This window comes from Flavobacterium amylolyticum (assembly GCF_048284335.1).
GTDB lineage: Bacteria > Bacteroidota > Bacteroidia > Flavobacteriales > Flavobacteriaceae > Flavobacterium.
Genome location: NZ_JBLVPG010000001.1, coordinates 73,235 through 92,119 on the forward strand (window position 1 = coordinate 73,235; position 18,885 = coordinate 92,119).

19 protein-coding genes are annotated in these 18,885 nt (G+C 33.0%); 17 read left to right on the forward strand and 2 right to left on the reverse strand.

The features are described from left to right. Positions 1 to 35: 35 nt before the first annotated feature. From ACNQF9_RS00305 to ACNQF9_RS00320, 4 genes are all read left to right on the forward strand, one after another. Entirely contained in the window at positions 36 to 641 is a 606-nt protein-coding gene (locus ACNQF9_RS00305; protein WP_417959380.1) for a non-canonical purine NTP diphosphatase, read from the forward strand. Positions 642 to 810: 169 nt separating this feature from the next. After that, positions 811 to 2,769 carry a DEAD/DEAH box helicase gene (locus tag ACNQF9_RS00310; protein ID WP_417958235.1) on the forward strand — a complete coding sequence of 653 codons (1,959 nt, stop codon included), beginning with the start codon at positions 811 to 813 and terminating at the stop codon, positions 2,767 to 2,769. 86 nt (positions 2,770 to 2,855) lie between these two features. Further along, on the forward strand, positions 2,856 to 3,623 hold the full coding sequence (locus ACNQF9_RS00315; RefSeq protein WP_417958236.1) for a carboxypeptidase-like regulatory domain-containing protein: 768 nt from the start codon (positions 2,856 to 2,858) through the stop codon (positions 3,621 to 3,623). Between the two features lie 137 nt (positions 3,624 to 3,760). Continuing rightward, positions 3,761 to 4,099, forward strand: coding sequence for a DHCW motif cupin fold protein (locus ACNQF9_RS00320; RefSeq protein WP_417958238.1), 339 nt, complete (start codon positions 3,761 to 3,763; stop codon positions 4,097 to 4,099). A 268-nt stretch (positions 4,100 to 4,367) separates the two neighbouring features. Here the strand turns inward: ACNQF9_RS00320 and ACNQF9_RS00325 are convergent, their stop codons facing one another. Next, on the reverse strand, positions 4,368 to 5,831 hold the full coding sequence (locus tag ACNQF9_RS00325; RefSeq protein ID WP_417958239.1) for an aminoacyl-histidine dipeptidase: 1,464 nt from the start codon (positions 5,829 to 5,831) through the stop codon (positions 4,368 to 4,370). 109 nt (positions 5,832 to 5,940) lie between these two features. Between ACNQF9_RS00325 and ACNQF9_RS00330 the strand changes: the two genes are divergently transcribed. Further along, positions 5,941 to 7,008, forward strand: a complete 1,068-nt coding sequence (locus ACNQF9_RS00330; RefSeq protein ID WP_417989398.1) for a DUF3810 domain-containing protein — start codon at positions 5,941 to 5,943, stop codon at positions 7,006 to 7,008. 81 nt (positions 7,009 to 7,089) lie between these two features. Here ACNQF9_RS00330 and ACNQF9_RS00335 read toward each other — a convergent pair whose 3' ends face one another. Continuing rightward, positions 7,090 to 8,394, reverse strand: a complete 1,305-nt coding sequence (locus ACNQF9_RS00335) for an NAD(P)/FAD-dependent oxidoreductase (protein ID WP_417958242.1) — start codon at positions 8,392 to 8,394, stop codon at positions 7,090 to 7,092. Positions 8,395 to 8,579: 185 nt separating this feature from the next. On the opposite strand from ACNQF9_RS00335, the gene ACNQF9_RS00340 reads away from it, so the two are divergent. The 12 genes from ACNQF9_RS00340 (at position 8,580) to ACNQF9_RS00395 (ending at position 18,851) form a co-directional block, all read left to right on the forward strand. After that, the gene (locus ACNQF9_RS00340) at positions 8,580 to 9,008 is read left to right on the forward strand and encodes a hypothetical protein (protein ID WP_417989399.1); all 429 of its coding nucleotides are present in this window, start codon (positions 8,580 to 8,582) and stop codon (positions 9,006 to 9,008) included. A 424-nt stretch (positions 9,009 to 9,432) separates the two neighbouring features. Next, positions 9,433 to 9,936, forward strand: a complete 504-nt coding sequence (locus ACNQF9_RS00345) for an RNA polymerase sigma factor (RefSeq protein ID WP_417958244.1) — start codon at positions 9,433 to 9,435, stop codon at positions 9,934 to 9,936. After that, the gene (locus ACNQF9_RS00350) at positions 9,933 to 10,565 is read left to right on the forward strand and encodes a hypothetical protein (protein ID WP_417958245.1); all 633 of its coding nucleotides are present in this window, start codon (positions 9,933 to 9,935) and stop codon (positions 10,563 to 10,565) included. Before ACNQF9_RS00345 ends, ACNQF9_RS00350 begins: the two co-directional genes overlap by 4 nt. A gap of 236 nt (positions 10,566 to 10,801) precedes the next feature. Continuing rightward, the gene (thrS, locus tag ACNQF9_RS00355) at positions 10,802 to 12,748 is read left to right on the forward strand and encodes a threonine--tRNA ligase (protein ID WP_417989400.1); all 1,947 of its coding nucleotides are present in this window, start codon (positions 10,802 to 10,804) and stop codon (positions 12,746 to 12,748) included. 16 nt (positions 12,749 to 12,764) lie between these two features. Then, the gene (infC, locus tag ACNQF9_RS00360) at positions 12,765 to 13,322 is read left to right on the forward strand and encodes a translation initiation factor IF-3 (RefSeq protein ID WP_379852977.1); all 558 of its coding nucleotides are present in this window, start codon (positions 12,765 to 12,767) and stop codon (positions 13,320 to 13,322) included. 116 nt (positions 13,323 to 13,438) lie between these two features. After that, positions 13,439 to 13,636, forward strand: a complete 198-nt coding sequence (gene rpmI / locus ACNQF9_RS00365; protein ID WP_022827375.1) for a 50S ribosomal protein L35 — start codon at positions 13,439 to 13,441, stop codon at positions 13,634 to 13,636. Between the two features lie 172 nt (positions 13,637 to 13,808). Beyond that, positions 13,809 to 14,153: a 50S ribosomal protein L20 gene (rplT, locus tag ACNQF9_RS00370; RefSeq protein WP_035633036.1), complete on the forward strand. Its 345-nt coding sequence runs from the start codon at positions 13,809 to 13,811 to the stop codon at positions 14,151 to 14,153. A 143-nt stretch (positions 14,154 to 14,296) separates the two neighbouring features. Next, positions 14,297 to 16,015, forward strand: coding sequence for an ATP-binding protein (locus ACNQF9_RS00375; RefSeq protein ID WP_417989401.1), 1,719 nt, complete (start codon positions 14,297 to 14,299; stop codon positions 16,013 to 16,015). 11 nt (positions 16,016 to 16,026) lie between these two features. After that, positions 16,027 to 16,695 (forward strand): DNA-binding transcriptional response regulator, encoded by a 669-nt coding sequence (locus ACNQF9_RS00380; RefSeq protein WP_417989402.1) that lies wholly within the window; start codon positions 16,027 to 16,029, stop codon positions 16,693 to 16,695. 216 nt (positions 16,696 to 16,911) lie between these two features. Continuing rightward, positions 16,912 to 17,199, forward strand: a complete 288-nt coding sequence (locus ACNQF9_RS00385) for a hypothetical protein (RefSeq protein WP_417989403.1) — start codon at positions 16,912 to 16,914, stop codon at positions 17,197 to 17,199. Positions 17,200 to 17,458: 259 nt separating this feature from the next. Continuing rightward, positions 17,459 to 17,770, forward strand: a complete 312-nt coding sequence (locus tag ACNQF9_RS00390; protein WP_417958251.1) for a hypothetical protein — start codon at positions 17,459 to 17,461, stop codon at positions 17,768 to 17,770. A gap of 277 nt (positions 17,771 to 18,047) precedes the next feature. Beyond that, complete coding sequence (locus ACNQF9_RS00395) at positions 18,048 to 18,851, forward strand: endonuclease/exonuclease/phosphatase family protein (protein WP_417989404.1); 804 nt, start codon at positions 18,048 to 18,050, stop codon at positions 18,849 to 18,851. Positions 18,852 to 18,885 lie beyond the last annotated feature (34 nt).

Genomic DNA, 18,885 nt, shown 5'->3' on the forward strand with positions numbered 1-18,885 from the left:
TAGAAAATGTATATTTGAAAATTAAAATTAAAAAAATGCAACTCGTATTCGCTTCCAACAACAAAAATAAAATCCTGGAATTACAAAGTATGCTTCCTGCATCGATAACTATTTTAAGTTTGGAAAGTATCGGCTGTTTTGAAGAAATTCCAGAAACACAAAATACCATTGAAGGTAATGCAATTCAAAAAGCCAATTATGTTACTGAAAAGTACGGGTACGACTGCTTTGCAGATGACACTGGACTTGAGGTAGATTCTTTGCATGGAGAACCAGGTGTTTATTCTGCACGATATGCTGGGGAACAACGTAATACTGTTGACAACATGAATAAATTACTGGCGGCTCTATCAGATAAAAGTAATAGAAAGGCACAATTTAAAACGGTAATTACACTGAATTTAAAAGGCCAGCAATATCATTTTACTGGAATTGCTCGCGGGGAAATCACTTTAGAAAAAACAGGGAATCAAGGGTTTGGATATGATCCCGTTTTCCAACCAGAGGGCTTTTCTGAAACTTTTGCTCAATTATCATTAGAAATAAAAAATAAAATCAGCCACAGAGGAAAGGCAACTCAACAATTAATAAAGTTCTTAAATAAAAAAAAGAATGAAAAACCTGTTTTTCATGAAAAATAACTTAACCATTGTCATTAATTGACACTGAATTATACAAATTAAATTTAATATTTGAAAATAAAAATATAACTTTCTGATAATCAAATTATAATAAATCATTAAATCTTAAAATAGCATTAGTTTATATGAATTATAAACAGTAATTTTGCACCCTATTTTAAAAATACATATGAATAAATTTGAACAATTAGGATTGAGTGAATCGTTACTGAAGGCGATTTTAGATCTAGGATTTGAAAATCCGACCGAAGTACAGGAGAAAGCGATTCCCCTATTATTGGAAAAAGATACAGATATGGTTGCGTTGGCTCAGACAGGGACAGGGAAAACGGCAGCTTTTGGATTTCCAGTTATTCAGAAAATTGATGCCAACAACAGAAACACACAAGCATTAATTTTATCTCCAACACGCGAACTTTGTTTACAGATTACCAACGAAATTAAAAACTACTCTAAATACGAAAAAGGTATTAATGTGGTAGCAGTTTACGGTGGAGCTAGCATAACAGAACAAGCGAGAGACATAAAGAGAGGCGCACAAATTATTGTGGCAACTCCAGGAAGAATGCAAGACATGATTAATAGAGGTTTAGTAAACATCTCTCAAATCAACTATTGTATTCTTGACGAAGCTGACGAAATGTTGAACATGGGTTTCTACGAAGATATCGTAAACATCCTTTCTACTACGCCAGACGAAAAAAACACATGGTTGTTCTCCGCAACAATGCCTGCTGAAGTAGCACGTATTGGAAAACAATTTATGACTGATCCAATTGAAATTACAGTTGGTGCTAAAAATTCAGGATCTGCTACAGTATCTCACGAATTTTACCTTGTAAATGCACGTGACCGTTACGAAGCTTTGAAACGTTTAGCTGATGCTAATCCAGACATTTTTTCTGTAGTTTTTTGTCGTACTAAAAGAGATACGCAAGCTGTTGCCGAAAAATTAGTAGAAGACGGATACAGTGCTGCTGCATTGCACGGAGATTTATCTCAAGCGCAACGTGATGGTGTAATGAAATCTTTTAGAGGAAGACAAATCCAAATGCTGGTAGCGACTGACGTTGCTGCTCGTGGAATTGACGTTGATAGCATTACTCATGTTGTAAACTACCAATTACCTGACGAAATAGAAACGTACAATCACCGTTCTGGTCGTACTGGTCGTGCTGGTAAATTAGGAACTTCTATTGTAATTGTCACTAAAAGTGAATTGCGTAAAATTTCTTCAATTGAAAGAATCATCAAACAAAAATTCGAAGAAAAAACAATTCCTTCTGGAATCGAAATCTGCGAAATCCAATTGTTACACTTAGCTAATAAAATTAAAGACGTAGAAGTTGATCACGAAATTGACAACTATCTTCCTGCAATAAACAGTGTACTTGAAGATTTATCAAAAGAAGAATTAATCAAGAAAATGGTATCGGTTGAATTCAATCGTTTTATCAATTACTACAAGAAAACAAGAGACCTTTCTAATCAAGCTTCAGGTTCTGAAAGACGGGAACGTGATGATAGAGATGGTGCTCCAAGAGAAAATAACAACGGCGGTGCAACAAGATATTTTGTGAACATAGGTTCTAGAGATAACTTTGATTGGATGTCATTGAAAGATTATTTGAAAGAAACATTAGACTTAGGTCGTGATGACGTTTTCAAAGTAGATGTAAAAGAAGGATTCTCTTTCTTTAACACTGATCCAGAACATACTGATAAAGTAATGGAAGTATTGAACAACGTACAATTAGAAGGACGTAGAATCAATGTTGAAATTTCTAAAAATGATGGTGGCGGAAGACGTGACCATAACGGAAGAAGCTCTGGTGGAAGTTTTGGTGGCGGAAGAAGTGCTGCTCCAAGAAGAGAAGGAAGTTTTGCTCCAAGAAAAGAAGGTTCAGGCGGATTTAGAAGCGACAGAGGTTCTGCTCCAAGAGAAGGTGGATTTGGCGGAAGAAGTTCGGCTCCTAGAGAAGGTGGTTTCGGCGGAAGAAGCTCAGCTCCAAGAGAAGGTGGTTTTTCTGATAGAGCTCCAAGAAACGAAGGTAGTTCTGATAGAGCTCCAAGACGTTCTGAAGGGTTTGGAGATGCACCAAGACCAAGAAGACCAAGAAAAGACTAACATTCATTGTTAATTTTCTTATAATTATATTGAAACTACAAAATATCTAATACACTTTTATTACTTTTAAAGTTTTAAATCAGTTTATGAAATATTTTGTAGTTTTCTTTTTTTTACTATTTTCTGCAACCGCATTTGCGCAAGTTAAAGAACCCTCCCAAAAAGTTAATGGTATCATCATTAGCAACACAACCAAAGAACCCATAACTAGCGTCAACATTATTAATATTAATAAAGTTAGAGGCGCAACTACTGATTCTAGAGGATATTTTGTAATAGATGTACAACTTAATGACACCTTACATGTAACGAGTCTGGGATTTCAATCGTTACGTATTCGAGTTACTAATGACTGGATCAAAAATAAAAGCACTAAAATACAGCTTACCGAAAAAGCCATAGCACTTGAAGAAGTAGTAATCCGTCCCTTTAACTTAACAGGCTATTTAGAAGTAGACACTAAAATCATACCCGTAAGAGAAAATTTCAGGTATAGCATTTCCGGATTAACTCAAGGATATGAGGCAGGTGAATATTCTCCTAATGCGTTTGGAAGAGTTCTTGGTTCCATCTTTAATCCCGCAGATGTACTTTATAATTTTTTTGGTAAAAATCCAAAAGAGCTCAAGAAACTGAAAGAAATGAAGAAAGATGACACGGTACGGAATCTTTTAGAATCTAAATTTGACAGAGAAACCATATCCGTGCTTTTGGGCGTAGATAAAAATGAGATTGCTGAAATTTTACAACGCTGCAACTACTCTGAATCTTTTATAAAAACAGCTAACGACTTACAAATCATGGATGCCATAAGTGGTTGCTATGAAGAATATAAGGTTTTAAAGAAAAAATAAAAAGCTATTGCTTTATGATTACTCTTTTCAACACATTAAAGCATTCCCCAATTCCTAAAAGCAGTTGGGGAATTTTAATTTTAAAGGTGTTAGCTTTGAATTCTAATGGGAATTAAATAAATAAATAAATAAAAACTATGTCTACTATACCTTTCCAAACCATTAATTGGGATACAATCGAAAAAACGGAACACAACGGAGACACGGGGACCGTACATTGGCAAACGTTTCAAATTGGCGGACTTCGGATACGCAAAGTGATTTACTCTAATGGTTATTTAGCTGACCATTGGTGTCAAAAAGGACATATTGTGCATTGTCTTGAAGGAGCTTTCAGTAGCGAACTTGAAAGTGGGGAACAAATTCAATTATCAAAAGGAATGACTTATGTAGTGTCTGATAATTTGAGTTCACACCGCTCCCTTTCAACCCAAGGCACCGAATTATTAATCATTGATGGGGATTTTTTGATATAATATTTAAAACAAATCAAAAATATTTTTTACATTTACTACTATCAAAAACATACAACCAAAATTTAAATATCCATATCATGGCAAAAAGTCAAGACGCGAAGAAAACAGCTAAGAAAGAGCCTTTAAAAACGGCAAAAGAAAAGAAAGAAGAAAAAAGAGACAAAAAAAATAGTCCGAAAAGAGACTAAAAACTCGTACTTAGTATCTAAAGCATAGTGTTCAGTATTTTTGATACTGAACACTATTTTTTTATCTTGAACAATAAATTTTACTTCACTGGTATATTGGCTAAAATCTCTAATACAAATTTCCAAAATTTTTGTGAAGAGGAAATACTAGCTCTTTCATCAGGCGAATGTGCGCCATGAATTGTTGGCCCAAAAGAAATCATATCCATCTCAGGGTAATTAGTTCCCAAAATACCACATTCTAGTCCTGCATGACACGCCACTACTTTTGGTTTTTCATTATTTTGTTTTTCGTATATCCCTACCAAAACATCTAAAATCCCTGAGTTTGAGTTTGGTGTCCATCCAGGATAAGAGCCGGAAAATTCTACTTCACAACCCATTAATTCGAAAGCAGATCGCAAGGCATTTGCCAGATCAAATTTTGACGTTTCAACAGACGAACGCGTTAAACATTGTACCGAAAGCTTTCCTGCCCCTATACTTACTTTGGCAATATTATTTGAAGTCTCTACTAAGTCCTCCAAATCTGCACTCATCCTATACACACCATTATGTGCCGTATACATAGCTCTCACAAAGTAAAACTGAGCAATAGAAGGCATTACTTTAGCAGGAAGGGTTTCCATTTTTTGAAAAACAACTTCCAAAGTAGGTTCCATTGTTTTAAACTCTGTCTTGATTTCGTTTACAATCTGTTGCATATCAAAAACAAAAGCTTCGTCGTACACTTGGGCGATAATTACTTTAGCTTCACTTTCACGCGGAATTGCATTACGCAAACTCCCTCCTTTTATTTCGGAAATTTGCAAACCAAAATTATCAAAACCATCAAATAATAATCGGTTCATGATTTTATTGGCATTGCCTAAACCTTTATGAATATCCATTCCTGAATGACCGCCTTTCAATCCTTTTACTGTAATCGTATACCCTACAGAACCTTCCGGAGTTTCGTCTTCATCATACTCTGCAGTTGCCGTCACATCAATTCCTCCTGCACAACCAATATCGATTTCATCATCTTCTTCCGTGTCTAAGTTCAAAAGAATTTGCCCTTGAAGAATTCCTCCTTTTAAATTCAAAGCACCCGTCATTCCCGTTTCTTCATCAATAGTAAACAAAGCTTCGATAGCAGGATGCGGAATATCAGTACTTTCTAAAACTGCCATAATTGTGGCAACTCCAAGCCCGTTATCCGCACCAAGAGTAGTACCTCTGGCACGAACCCAGTCACCATCGACATACATGTCAATCCCTTGGGTATCAAAATCAAAAATGGTATCTGAGTTTTTTTGATGCACCATATCCAAATGCCCTTGAAGAACAATCGGCTTTCGGTTTTCCATTCCAGCAGTAGCCGGTTTGCGGATAATTACGTTGCGAATTTCATCTTCAAAAGTTTCCAATCCAAGACTGTTCCCAAAATTTTTCATGAACTCAATCACACGCTCTTCTTTTTTGGAAGGACGAGGTACAGCATTCAAATCGGCAAACTTATTCCAAAGTGCTTTAGGTTCCAGATTTCTTATTTCTTGACTCATTTATTTTTATTTGAGGTTTACATTTACAAAGCTCAAAGTTACAAAGTTTAATTTCTTTATCGATACTAATTGATATTGTAATTATATTTACGACATCAAAATTCATCCTGTGAGAACAAAATATTTTCTTTCCTTTTTTCTATTGGCCCAAATAATAATTTTACAGATTCTGCCTTATTTCCCACAACAAGTAGAACACTTATACAGCAATGGGCTATATCCAATACTTTCCAAATTTTCAAGAACTCTTTTAGGGAGAATTCCTTTTTCTGTAGGGGATTGCCTTTATTTTATTATTATTTTTTTGATTATTAAATGGTTTTGGAACAAACGAAAAACATGGAGATCCGAATGGAAAACGTCTGTTTTATCCATTTTAAGTTGTATTTCCGTATTTTATTTTTTATTTCATTCGCTATGGGCTTTCAACTATTACCGCCAGCCACTTTTTGAAAAAATGGATATTCAAAAAGAATATTCGGATGCAGATTTATTGGCTTTCACTCAAAAAATAATTAGCAAAACCAATGCAATTCAAACTCAAATCACAAAAAATGAGCGTTTAAAAGTGGTGTTCCCTTACTCGCAAGAACAGGCTTTCAAAATGAGTCTGAATGGATACAAAAACCTAGCTGCAGATTACCCTTATTTTTCATACTCCAAGTTGAGCACAAAGAAATCACTCCTCAGTTTACCTCTGACCTACATGGGTTTTGGAGGCTATTTGAATCCGTTTACCAATGAAGCCCAAGTCAATTATCTAGCACCGATGTATAGCTTCCCCATGACAACTAACCATGAAATGGCGCACCAAATAGGCTATGCCAGCGAAAGCGAATGCAATTTTATTGGATTTTTAGCTTCAATAAAAAATGACAATATCTACATTCAATATTCTGGATACAGTATGGCTTTGCGTTATTGTTTAGGAAATTGGCAGGCTCGGGACGAGACAATTTTCAAACAACTGCTACAAACCGTTCATCCCGGAATCTTGAAAAACTACAAGGAAAGTGAGGAATTCTGGAAGCAATACGATACGATTATCGACAAGGGTTTCCATGCTTTTTATGATCAATTTTTAAAAGTCAACCAACAAAAAGACGGTATAGAAGGCTATAGTAAATTCGTGAATTTAATGGTAAATTATTATAAGGAAAAAGATTTTCAATCCTAAAGTTTAAAAGTCAAAAGTCTTATAGTAAAATAACAATCTACTATAAAAACTTTCTACATTTGACTTTATAGTTTTTGCCAATTACACTTCATCACTCGTAAATGTCATGAAACTTTTCTTCTTGTAGGGCCTGATAATTAATCTTCCTTCTCGGTCAAATCGAATGTAGTTGTACACCCAATTCAAGAAAACGACGGCCTTATTTTTGAATCCTATCAGTGAAAATAAGTGGACAAACATCCAGACAAACCAGGCAAAAACACCACTGAAATGATACTTCGGCAAATCAACAACGGCTTTGTTCCTTCCTATAGTTGCCATCGAACCTTTGTCATTGTATTCGAAAGGGTCCATAGGTTGTTTTTTTATTAACTTAATTAAGTTTTCACCCAATAATTCTCCTTGCTGCATTGCGGGTTGCGCCATCATGGGATGTCCTTCTGGATAAATTTCAGTTTCCATCGATGCGATATCACCTACGGCAAAAATGTTATCGTATCCTATTACTTGATTGAATGCGTTTACCCGAATACGTTCTACTTTTTCAACCAGTGCTTTTGCATCCAATCCTGCAACAAGAGCACCTTGGACTCCTGCAGTCCAGATAACGGTAGCCGTTTCAAAAGTTAAATCGGAGTTTGTGGTTATGGTGCGTCCATCATAATTAGTGACACGAACGTTTTTCCAAATTTTCACGCCTAAATTAGTTAAAAAATTTTCTGCGGCTTGTGAAGATGCCTCGCTCATCGTATTTAGGATTCTATCCCCACTTTGAATGAGATTGATTTCCATTTTGGCAATATCAAGGTCAGGGTAATCTTTTTGCAGAATGGCTTTTTTCATTTCGGCTAAAGCCCCTGAAAGCTCTACTCCTGTTGGGCCACCACCTACAAGTACAAAATTAATCAGACTATTTTGTTCAACAACATCTGTGGTGAGAACTGCTTGTTCAAAATTTTCAAGGATAAGGCTTCTAATGTTCAGCGATTGCGGTATGGTTTTCATAGCCATACTATTACGCTCAATCTCTTTATTTCCAAAATAATTGGTTTTAGAACCAGTAGCAATTACCAAATAATCATAACTTAATTCACCTATTTCGGCAATTACTTTTTGATTTTTGGCATCAATTTCCTGAACGTTAGTAAGCCGAAAATAGACATCATCATATTCCTGAATTACTTTACGGATGGGATAAGCTATAGAACCCGCCTCTAATCCTCCAGTAGCCACTTGGTATAACAAGGGTTGAAAAGTATGGTAATTGTGTTTGTCTAAAAGAACAACCTGAACTTTTTTATTTTTTAATTTTTTGGCCAGTGCAATTCCTGCAAAACCACCGCCTATAATTACTATTCTGGGTAAAGTTGAATTTGGGATGTTCATATTTAAAATAATGTGATGAATTCCAAAGTTAGTGAAGATTTAAGAAATTTGCCTCCAATGACTTTTATATAACTCAATGTAAATTATCAGTAATTAAAAGTTAAAAAAATATTTGCATTTACAGTATTATTATTACTAATTTAGCTACATAATTAATTTAAACTTTAAAAAAAAATCTTTCAATTATGAAAAAAAGAATTTCAACTGTTGTGGTCTCATTATCAATGCTAGTTTTGTTAAACAGCTGTGGTGTTATGTTTGGAGGAAGTAAATATGAAGGCACAATCGTTGCTAAAGACCGTCCAAATGCAGAAATTTATGTTGATGGCCAAAAAATGGGTAATGGACAAGTAACTGCTTTATTTCCAAGAAACAAAGTATTAAATGTAGAATTAAAAGAAGATGGTTGTGATGCTAAAAAGCAAACCTTCAATAATGCCTTCAGAACAGGAAACTTTATTTTAAGTGTTTTCTCATTCGGATTATTAGGTATTGGTATAGATTTAGGAACAGGAGCAGCTTACAAACCGGACCACAGAAATAATCCTTCTGTTAAAAAAGTAAATGATAAAAAATATACTTTTAATGTTGATTATTCTGATTGTAAAAAATAGATCATCAATAATCAAAGTGCCAAAAGCCTTTTATGAATTTCATAAAAGGCTTTTTTATTACATCAACCATTAGTCCTTGCAAAATTAAATTATACCTATCTAATACCGTAGCTTAATCTTATAATTTTAATACAAACGTTCTTTCGAACCCCATTTGTAATTACCATTGAGGTTAAAATGTCGTTGCTTAAGGAAAATCCTATCCAAAAGGCATATTCTTTTTGTTTTGTGGAATACACATTACTAGAACAAAAGGCGTAAATTAGCCCCGATGGCATTGAAAATCCTTTATTTTTTTGATTTTCTCAGAAAATAAAGATTGAAATGAACAGCGGGACGAGTCTTTTTGATGAATAGAAAATTTGTGCTACTAAAAAAGATCCTACCGTGTAACAAAAACCCGTATTGACTTACTAACGTATATATGAGTGATAATCTAGAACATTCTTTTGTAAAGCAGCTGCAGGAAAATCAGAATATAATCCACAAGATTTGTAGGTTGTATACTAATGGTGAAGATGCACACAAAGATTTGTTTCAGGAAATCACAATTCAGTTGTGGAAGGCTTTTCCAAAATTTAGAGGCGACAGTAAGTTTTCTACTTGGGCCTACCGCGTCGCTTTAAACACTGCTATTACTTTGTATCGAAAAACAAAACGATCCATAAATACTATCGAGTTTGAAGGACGACACCATTTCCTGAATGATGTAGAATATGACTATGAAGAGGAGGAACAATTAAAACTAATGTACAATGCGGTCTATCAGTTGAATGACATTGAAAAAGCATTAATATTTATGTATCTCGAAGATAAAGATTATCATGAAATATCAGAAACATTAGGAATTAGCGAAGTAAATGCCCGGGTTAAAATGAATAGAATAAAAGGGAAATTAAAAAAAATATTAAATCCATTAGGAATATGAAAGAGCTGGATTTATTAAAAAAAGACTGGCAGAAGAATGATAATTCTTTTGACCAAGTATCGGAAATTGAGATTTACAAAATGATCCATAAAAAATCATCTTCGATAGTGAAATGGATATTGATTATCAGCGTTTTAGAGGTTTTGTTTTGGACTTGCCTTAGTGTTTGTTTCAACTCAGATGAGTATTTGAAGAGAATAAATCATGTTGAATTAATTCCATATTTTGAAGTATTGACCTATTTTAATTATGCAGTAATATTGATTTTTATTTATTTGTTTTATAAAAATTACATTTTGATTTCGACCACCGCTGCCACCAAACAACTGATGCAAGATATCCTCAAAACCCGCAGAACGGTTCAATATTATGTTTGGTACAATTTAGCTATGCTAATTTTAAGTTTGATTATTGGATTTGTAATTGCATTTGCATATAATCCTGAAATGAATGCATTAAAGAGCCAAATTGACGCAAATACCAAAGTCATGGCTATTACAGTAGGTTTCTTAATTGTTACAAGTATCGTTTTTATAGGAGCATTCTGGTTGTTTTACAGAGTATTGTATGGAATTTTATTACGCCGTTTGTATGCCAATTACAAAGAACTAAAAAAAATAGATTTATAGTTTTGAATTCAACAGCATTGGATACATGAACTATTTATTGAATAGTATTGAAACCTAAGATCCTTTATTTAGGGAATCGTTGGCTATAATTTATGCACTATACAGAAAATTATTTTTCAAAAAACATTGATTCTAATTAAACGCTTTAGATTATACTGTTTAGACTAACAAACCTTACTTATATATTGTTTGTGTTTTTGTAATGGTCTATATTTGCATTCTTAAAATATCAAACAATGATTAAGATTACTTTGCCCGACGGGTCAATTAGAGAATTTGCTCCAGAAGTAACTCCCATGGATGTTGCTAAAAGCATTAGTGAAGGATTTGCCAGAAATGTAATTTCGGCTTCTTTTAATGGTACAACTGTGGAAACAACAACTCCTTTGACGACGGACGGAAGTCTTACATTGTACACCTGGAATGATGCCGATGGAAAGAAAGCGTTCTGGCACTCTACTTCACATGTCATGGCGCAAGTTCTTGAAGAAATGTATCCCGGGATAAAATTAACTCTTGGACCAGCGATTTCAAATGGATTTTATTACGATGTAGATTTTGAAGATCAAAAAATCACGGATGCTGACTTCAAGAAGATTGAAGATCGGGTTCTTGAAATTTCAAGAGAAAAACATGAATTTAAATTACGCCCAGTTTCTAAAGCAGCTGCTTTAGAATTATATAAAGACAACGTTTATAAAACCGAATTGATTTCGAATCTTGAGGATGGTACCATTACATTTTGTGATCATTCTACTTTCACTGATTTGTGCCGTGGTGGTCATATTCCAAATACTGGAATAATCAAAGCGATGAAAATCATGAGTGTAGCCGGTGCATACTGGCGTGGTGATGAAAAAAACAAACAACTGACCCGTGTTTACGGAACCTCATTTCCAAAACAAAAAGAGCTGACAGAATACCTTCTCTTACTAGAAGAGGCAAAGCGTCGTGATCATAGAAAATTAGGCAAAGAATTAGAATTATTTGCTTTTTCACAAAAAGTTGGTGCAGGTTTACCTTTATGGTTGCCAAAAGGAGCCGCTTTGAGAGATCGATTAGAACAGTTTTTGAAAAAAGCACAAAAAAAAGGCGGATATGAGCAAGTAATAACCCCACATATTGGTCAAAAAGAACTGTATGTAACTTCAGGACATTATGCGAAATACGGTGCAGATAGTTTTCAACCAATCACTACACCTGCAGAAGGAGAAGAGTTTTTGCTAAAACCGATGAACTGCCCTCATCACTGTGAAATTTATAATGTACGTCCTTGGTCGTACAAAGATTTACCAAAGCGTTATGCTGAATTTGGTACCGTTTACCGATACGAACAAAGTGGAGAATTACACGGCTTAACTCGTGTAAGAGGTTTTACACAAGATGATGCACATATTTTTTGTACTCCAGAACAACTCGATGAAGAGTTTAAGAAAGTAATCGATTTGGTGTTGTATGTTTTTGGCTCATTAGGTTTTGAAAATTTTACCGCTCAAATATCTTTAAGAGACAAAGAAAATAGAGATAAATATATTGGTTCTGACGAAAATTGGGAAAAAGCAGAAAATGCAATTATAAATGCTGCTGCAGACAAAGGCTTGAACACCGTAGTTGAATATGGAGAAGCTGCTTTTTATGGTCCAAAATTGGATTTTATGGTAAAAGATGCTTTGGGAAGACAATGGCAATTAGGAACGATTCAAGTGGATTATAACCTACCGGAACGTTTTGACTTGACCTATAAAGGATCTGATAACGAATTACACAGACCTGTGATGATTCACCGTGCTCCTTTTGGATCCATGGAACGATTTATCGCTATTTTATTAGAGCATACTGCAGGAAATTTCCCGCTATGGTTGATGCCAGAACAAGCTATAATATTGTCTTTGAGCGAGAAATATGAAATATATGCGAAAAAAGTTTTAGATTTGCTAGAAAATCACGAAATTCGCGCCCTGGTAGACAATAGAAACGAGACAATCGGGAAGAAAATCAGAGATGCCGAAATGCAAAAAACACCGTTTATGTTGATTGTAGGTGAGGAAGAGGAGAAAAATGGTACAATCTCTATCCGTCGTCATGGACAAGAAGGAAAAGGAAATATCACCGTTACAATAGAAGAATTTGTTGCTATTGTAAATGAAGAAATCAACAAAACATTAAAAGTATTTACAGTTTAACTTAAATTATAAAGTCATAGCAATAAGAAGCAACAGAGGTTATCAACCTCGCGTAGAAAAAAAGGATGCACATAGAATAAATAATCTTATTCGTGGTGTACAAGAAGTAAGACTTGTAGGTGAGAATATTGAACCAGGAGTTTTTAAACTTTCGGAAGCTTTAAGATTAGCGGATCAATTCGAACTGGATTTAGTAGAGATATCTCCTAATGCGGAGCCTCCAGTTTGTAAAATAATGGATTACAAGAAATTTGTTTACGAGCAAAAGAAACGTGATAAAATCCTGAAAGCGAAATCTACACAAGTAGTCGTTAAAGAGATTCGTTTTGGGCCCCAAACAGATGAGCATGATTATGAGTTTAAAAGAAAGAATGCGGAAAAATTCTTAAAAGAAGGTGCAAAATTGAAAGCTTTTGTATTTTTTAAAGGACGTTCAATCATTTATAAAGATCAAGGTCAAATCTTATTATTGAGATTAGCCACAGATCTGGAAGAATTTGGTAAAGTAGAAGCAATGCCTGTTCTTGAAGGAAAGAGAATGATTATGTTCATTGCTCCTAAGAAAAAGAAATAAGTCTTAAAGTCAAAAGTCTTAAAGTAAGAAAGCCAGCTACTGACAATCATACTTTAGACATTCATACTTTAGACCAAAGATAAGTAAGTAAGAATAAATTAAAATACTAGGAAAAAATGCCTAAAATGAAAACCAAATCTAGCGCCAAGAAACGTTTTAAAGTTACTGGTTCTGGAAAGATTAAAAGAAAGCATGCTTTTAAAAGTCATATCTTGACTAAAAAATCTAAAAAACGTAAATTAGCATTGACACACTCTGCGCTAGTTCACAAAACAGATATGAAAAGCATCAAACAACAATTAAGAATTATTTAATTAAGGCTTAAAGTTGTAAAGTCAAAGGTCTTAAAAGACTTTCGACATTCAACTTTGAATACTTTTGACTAAATAATCTTTAGGTTAAAACAATTTAAAATAACCTTGGAGTATGGCCATTAAGTGCTTTTGATTCAATTCAAGCCGCCTGCTACAAAAACACATCAAAATTATGCCAAGATCGGTAAATTCAGTTGCTAAAAGAGCAAGAAGAAAAAAAATAATGAAGCAAGCCAAAGGTTTCTTTGGTAGACGTAAAAACGTTTGGACAGTTGCTAAGAATGCGGTAGAGAAAGCAATGTGCTACGCTTATCGTGACAGAAAAGTGAATAAAAGAAATTTCCGTGCTTTATGGATTCAACGTATCAACGCTGGAGCTAGATTGGAAGGAATGTCTTATTCACAATTTATGGGTAAAGTAAAAGCTAACGGAATCGAATTGAACCGTAAAGTTCTTGCTGATTTAGCAATGAATCACCCAGAAGCTTTCAAAGCAGTACTTAATAAAGTAAAATAAACGTTTTTTATCAACTCAATTTACATTACTTACTTATATAGAAAACCTCAGTCGTAAGATTGGGGTTTTTTTGTGTCTAAAAATAAAAAATATAGCACTCAAAAACTTCCAATATATCTAATTAATTTCTGTAATTTCGAAAGATGGCTTCAAAAAAAACACATTTAATCTTTTGGTTTTTATTATCAACCACCTTCTTACTGCTTCAATCCTGTAAAAAAAGGGAGGAGAATACTATCATAAAAAAACACAGTACAGTTGAAATTGATAGACTTATTGAACTTGGTGACAATTTTTTTGAAAAATCAGAATATGATAGTTCTTATTTTTATTTTAGCAAAGCAAAATCTGCTAGTTATGTAAATAACGACATTTCCAAAATCATTTATTCAATATCAAACTTAGCTACTATTCAACAAAATCAAGGTGATTATGCAGGAAGTGAGTCTACAGCTATGGAAGCGCTCCCAATTTTAGAAAAAACTACAAATCCTAAATATAAGTGGAACATTTATATTATTCTTGGGATTAATTACTTGTGCACACAAGATTATCAAAAAGCACTATATTATTACGCCAAGGCATTAAATTTAAAAAACGATGAACTGCGAAAATCAGATACAAAGAACAATATAGCTGTAATATATATAGAAAAAGGAGATTATAAACATGCTATACAAATTCTCTACCCTTTAACTTTAAAAAGAGAGGTATTAAATAATAACGAAACATTTTCTAGAGTACTCTGTAATTTAGGGTATTCATACTACAAAGTAGGAGATTCAAGAGCCTTAAGCTATTTAAATAGATCCCTAAAAATAAGAATTCGTATAAAAGATCACCGGGGAATGAATTCATGTTTCTATTATCTCTCATTGTTTTATAAAGAAAAAAATCCAAGTTTATCCGATACTTATGCTCATTTGGCATATGAAAAAGCAACTACGCTAAATAGTGTTGATGACCGTTTACAATGCTTGGAGTTACTGATAAAAAATACACCTGTAAACCAATCAAAAAAATTCTCTCTTCTCTATCTGCAAATCAATGATAGTATAAATAAAATACGACAAAAGGCAAAAAATCAATTTGCAAAAATCAGGTACGATTCCACAAAAGAAAAAGAGGAAAATTTAAAACTAAAAGCTCAAAAAATACTACAGGAAGAAAAAGAGCAAAATAGAAATTTACTGTTTTATGGTGTAGTTGGGACAATAATTTTAATAAGTCTTTTCATCTCTAATCTCCTTGTGGCAAAGAATAATAAAGAGAAAACAAAAGCAACTTACAATACGGAGATTCGAATTGCAAAAAGACTTCATGATGAATTAGCAAATGATATATACCAAAGTATCGCTTTTGCTGAAACAAAAGATTTATCAGAGAGCCAAAATAAAGAAATATTACTAACTAATCTGGATGGTATCTATTCCAGAACTCGAAATATCTCCAGAGAAAACAACACAATAGAAACGGGATCTTTATTTCTTTCTCACTTGAAAGAAATGATGTCTGGATTTAATACTGATATGGTCAATGTATTAACCATTGGGATCGACACTATAACTTGGTCAACTTTGGAAAATCATAAAAAAATTATTGTTTATCGCGTACTTCAAGAATTACTTGTAAATATGAAAAAGCATAGTAAATGCAGCTTAGTAGTGCTAACATTTAAAGAAAATAAAAATAAATTGCAAATCGATTACACTGATAATGGAATTGGAATAGGAAATAATGAATTAAATTCAAAAAATGGGCTCCTAAATGTGGAAAACCGTATTCGTGCTATAAAAGGAACCATTACTTTTGATACGAAATCCAATACAGGATTTAAAATCCAATTTATTTTTCCAATATAACACAAATGCTTATGTTTCATAAAGTTTTAGTTGCCGAAGATCTAGACAGTATCAGTATTGCCGTTGTCCATGCGCTGGAAGACCTTTCTATTACAGAGATTCACCATTCTAAATATTGTGATGATGCTTTTTTGAAAATTAAAAAAGCTCTGTATGATGGGATTCCGTATGACTTACTAATCAGCGATCTGTCATTTAAAAAAGACCATCGTGAGAATAGACTAAATTCTGGTGAAGAACTTATTGAAGCTGCAAGAAAAGTACAACCAGAGATCAAGATAATTGTATTTTCTATTGAAGACAAATCTTTTAGAGTAAAATCCCTCTTCAATAATTTAGGAATAAACGCCTACATATCTAAAGGCAGAGACAGTATTCCAGAACTCAAAAAAGCCATTGATCATGTTTACAACAATGAAGAAATCAAATTAACTTCCGAAATCAATCATGCCATGAAAGACAAATCGCTCATAGAAATTGAAGCCTATGATATTGCGCTTTTAAAGTCCTTATCTAAAGGATTCACTCTGGACGAGATTTCATTTGAATTTAAAGATTCCAGAATCATTCCTAATGGGAGCAGCAGTTTAGAAAAACGCATTAATAAACTAAAAGTATACTTCAAAGCTACGAATAATGTACATCTTATAGCCATTACTAAAGACCTCGGATTAGTCTAATTCTTCCATTACTTTAAAAGATAAAAAAACTAAACCAAAATTTTAATTCTTGTAGTTTTTTCACTATTTCGTTTTAACCAATATTTGACTTTTTAATTGAAACCCCTAATCTTTCTTAAATTATATTTAAAATAAAAGATGCTTTTACGGTTTCCCGTAAAGATATCATTCTTAAAGAAGTTAGGTTTGTATTCAATAACTTTAAGAGTATAAAAAATGGCAAATTTCACTAGAGAAGACTTAGCATTTACAGGATATTCACAAACAATTGATTTAGTCAACAATCCAGATAATATTGAAATTCTGGACCAATTGTATGTTGATAAAACAGAAGAATTTGAGGTAATCCATTTCTGTAATGAGTTCCTAAAAAAATATAAAGTTCCCAAAACAAAAGCAAGTTTTCAAAAAGTGGAAGGGTTTTTACAGCATTCCTCATTAGAGAATGAAGTATACAGAGCCCAATTATTAGACTGGATTGCCAGTAATTGGATAAAAATTTAAAAAAATCAAAACGTTCAACTAATTTAAACCTATCTATTATAATATTTATGAATAATGAATAGATTTCCATCCAATTTTGCCTTCTGTTTTTTAATTACTCTTTTTCAAGTTCTCCATTTAAATTGTTAATTGGATATTCCAAAATTACAGCCAATCTCTTTAAGGAAATACACTTAAACAATTAAAAAATTCAATAAATAAAAGTTCAGAATCCAATTAAAAAATATTGAATACAGTTTTGAATACATATACTTACACAATGAGAATAACTGTTTTATTAGGCGTAGTATTCTTGATCATACTTTTCGCATACCCAACAAAACTTAAATATAAAAACAATCCAATAAACAAAGAAAACACTATTTTTATAACTCTTCAAAATAATAAAAAATTTGATTCACAAGAAGATCTAATTAAAGCATCCCGAAAATTTAATCCCCAAAAAAACATTAAAAACTCTTCTGATGCTTTCAAAAATAAAAATCCAATAACACGATCTTCAAGAAATAAGAAGGGAAAAATTATGTATTCTAAAAATCGTACTATACTATCTGGAACCAAACTAAAATAAATTTTTGCTTCCTTCTAAGAATAAAAAGCCAATACCTTTTGTAGTAGAATAGTTTTATACCATTAAAAAAACGAGCAATGAAATTCGTACTTCCTTTAAAATTTAATCTATTATTTTCTACACATATAGCCGTTATTACAATAGGTGTAATCTGTATTATTTATTTAGTTTATTATTTATGTAAAAAATAAATAGTACTATTGTATAGTTAATTTACTTATAAGAAGTGTGATTTTTTTGACCTTTACATCTTGCAATATTTACCAACTTGATTAAATTGAAATTTTTTTATTTGCTCTTATTCCTATTTATTCCACTCTGCATTTTTGCCCAAATCAGGCTTCTTTCCTGGAATATTGAAAACATGGGGAATTCTAAAACCAAAGAAACAATAAACTATATCGCCAACACGCTTGATAGGTATGATATTATTGCTATTCAAGAGGTTGTAGCGGGTCGTGGCGGTACTCAAGCTGTAGCTAGATTAGCCGCGGAACTCAATCGTAAAGGAACCAAATGGGATTATGCTATTAGTAGCCCAACCAGCGGAAGCGTCTATAAAACGGAACGATATGCCTATCTTTGGAAGACGAGTAAAATAAAAAAGATTGGAAAGGCATGGCTTGAAAAAAAATACCACTTAGAGATAGAACGGGAACCGTATTTTTGCACATTTCAATATGATAACAAACAGTTTACAGCAGTAAATTTTCATGCTATTACAAAAAAAAGACAACCCGAAACCGAAATTAAATATTTTAAGTTTTTACCCGATGAATATCCAACTCTAAATCTAATTTTTGCAGGAGATTTTAATTGTCCTCAATCTCACACCGTTTTTAATCCTTTGAAAAAAATGGGGTTTCAGTCCATTTTAGTCAATCAAAAAACCTCACTGAAAAAAGAATGTAAAACTGATGACTGCCTTGCCTCAGAATTTGATAATATATATTACAAATCTTCAAAAGTCAGAACCCTCAATTCCGGAATAATTCTTTTTTACAAAAATTTCAGTTCGTTAAAAAAGGCTAGAACCGTATCTGATCATGTTCCCATTTGGTTCGAATTTTTTTTAAATTAATGCGTTTAAAAGTATCGATTTAAAAGAAATAAAG